Origin of the sequence: Robiginitalea sp., from assembly GCF_049588695.1 — a bacterium.
Taxonomy (GTDB): domain Bacteria; phylum Bacteroidota; class Bacteroidia; order Flavobacteriales; family Flavobacteriaceae; genus Robiginitalea.
Genome location: NZ_JBAVZJ010000230.1, coordinates 1 through 1,958, shown reverse-complemented (window position 1 = coordinate 1,958; position 1,958 = coordinate 1). Strand labels below are relative to the sequence as shown.

General features: G+C 52.7%; 2 protein-coding genes. One reads left to right on the top strand and one right to left on the bottom strand.

Annotated elements, in window-relative coordinates; translation table 11 throughout:
• A partial coding sequence (locus WBV75_RS05600; protein WP_424119662.1) for a nitronate monooxygenase occupies positions 1-341 on the top strand: 341 nt, incomplete at its 5' end.
• A gap of 180 nt (positions 342-521) precedes the next feature.
• On the opposite strand, the gene WBV75_RS05595 is transcribed toward WBV75_RS05600, so the two are convergent.
• A partial coding sequence (locus WBV75_RS05595) for a transferrin receptor-like dimerization domain-containing protein (RefSeq protein WP_424119661.1) occupies positions 522-1,958 on the bottom strand: 1,437 nt, incomplete at its 5' end.

Genomic DNA, 1,958 nt, shown 5'->3' with positions numbered 1-1,958 from the left:
CCTCCCATTTGGCGTTCAAACAAAAGGTGGTCGAGGCCGGGGAAGGAGACACCCGCCTCACGCTCAAAGAACTCGCACCGGTCCGCCTGATTAAAAATAAGTTCTATGAGGCTGTGGAAGATGCCTATGCCCGCTGTGCAACCCCAGAACAACTTAAAGAATTGCTGGGACGGGCACGGGCCAAAAAGGGTATGTTTGAAGGCGATCTTGAGGAGGGTGAATTGGAGATAGGCCAGGTTTCAGCCCTGATCCACGATATTTTGCCTGCAGCTCAGATAGTAAATAACATGGTGGCTGAATTCAGGGTCGCCATGGAAAAAGTTTCAGGTTTCTCCCTTTGATTTTAACCTCTTAACGTACAGATCGGACAATGGGAATATCCCGATACAGGCACTCATCCATAATAGGGCATTGAGGGATTACCATGCCGGGATATGCCAGGCCGAAGGTTCGGTATAGGTACGGGCGTCTTCTGCAGCGATGGCCTGTTTCAGGTCCGTCACCAATTATTCCTCACAGGCTTACTTCAGTGCATTTATCGCCTTGAGGTGTTTGGCCATTGAATCCAGTGTACCTGCGAGTTTTTCGATTTCGGATTGAGCCTCATCCCAATCCCGTTGTTCGATGGCTTCCCGGACTCCGGGAAGCGTTTTTACCCCGTATCCCGTATAGAAACCAGGGGCGTAAATCTGGTGCTTATACCAGGATCGCCTTGGGAGCCCATCTGCACTGGTCAGTTGTTGTTCAGATTTCATCAGTAATTTGTTCAGGGCTTCTCTTTTGGATTTTGAAAGGCTCGTGAAATCTATTTTGGAAAAAGACTCAGCTTCCCCCTCAAGCGCATCCAGGGCATTCTGCAGCGGGCTAAAATCCAGGTAAGGAACGGTGGATTTAAGACCGGGGGCATTTAAATTCTTCTTGGGGTCTGCCGCGAGTTCATAGGCTTGGGAGCCCACCAGTTCGTTGTGTTTTTCGGTAGTTTTTCGCATGGAAGAAGTCGTTTCCATGATCTCGTCGAGGTAACCGGACACCGTTTTTTGCCAGGGGGTAAAATCCAGTGGAAGCCATTCGGCATTGGCCAGGCGGAGGGTGATTCTTCCTGCCGTCTTGGCCAGGGCAATGCCATAACTCATGTCCGGGTCTTTAAAGCGTTTGAAATGGGTATATGTATCGTAGATGGTGTGGTATTCACCCCCGGCATTTTCACCCCCGAACCCCAGATTGAGGGAGGCGATACCCGCGTGTTGTATAAAGGGGGTATAGTCCGAGCCAGAGCCCAGGGCATATAGCTCAAATTCGCCATCTCTGCCATTGGCACGATATCGGGCCTGCAGCCTTTGCTGTATCGAAACCCCGGTCTGGGGGTCCGGAACCGCCATGGCTACCTCAGAAACCATAGTCTGAAGGGAATGGGATCCCCCGGCTCCCAGAAATCCACGTCCATTGCCATCGGTGTTGATGTAGGCCACTGCTTTTTGTTGCAATTCCCCCATATGATCCTCAACCCATTCCGTGGAGCCGATCAATCCGGGTTCTTCAGCATCCCAGGCGCAGTATACCAGGGTGCGTTTTGGTCCCTGTCCCTTGCGCGCCAGGGCACCGGCAGCCCGTGCTTCTTCCATAAGGGCCACCATACCGCTCACAGGGTCTGCGGCCCCGTGTACCCAGGCATCGTGGTGGTTGCCCCGCAGAATCCATTGATCCGGGTACTCAGAACCCTTTAAAGTAGCTATTACATTGTGTGCGGGCTGGAGTTTCCATTCAAACTCCAGTTTTAGCCGGACCTTAGCCGGCCCGGGCCCGATACGATAGGTTATGGGCAGGGCACCCCTCCAATCCGCAGGTGCTACGGGACCCTTCAGAGCTTTGAGTAATGGTTCGGCATCGGCATAGGAAATGGGCAGGACCGGTATTTTTGTGATTGTCGGGGCATTTTCGCGTTCCAGGCGTTTGGCATC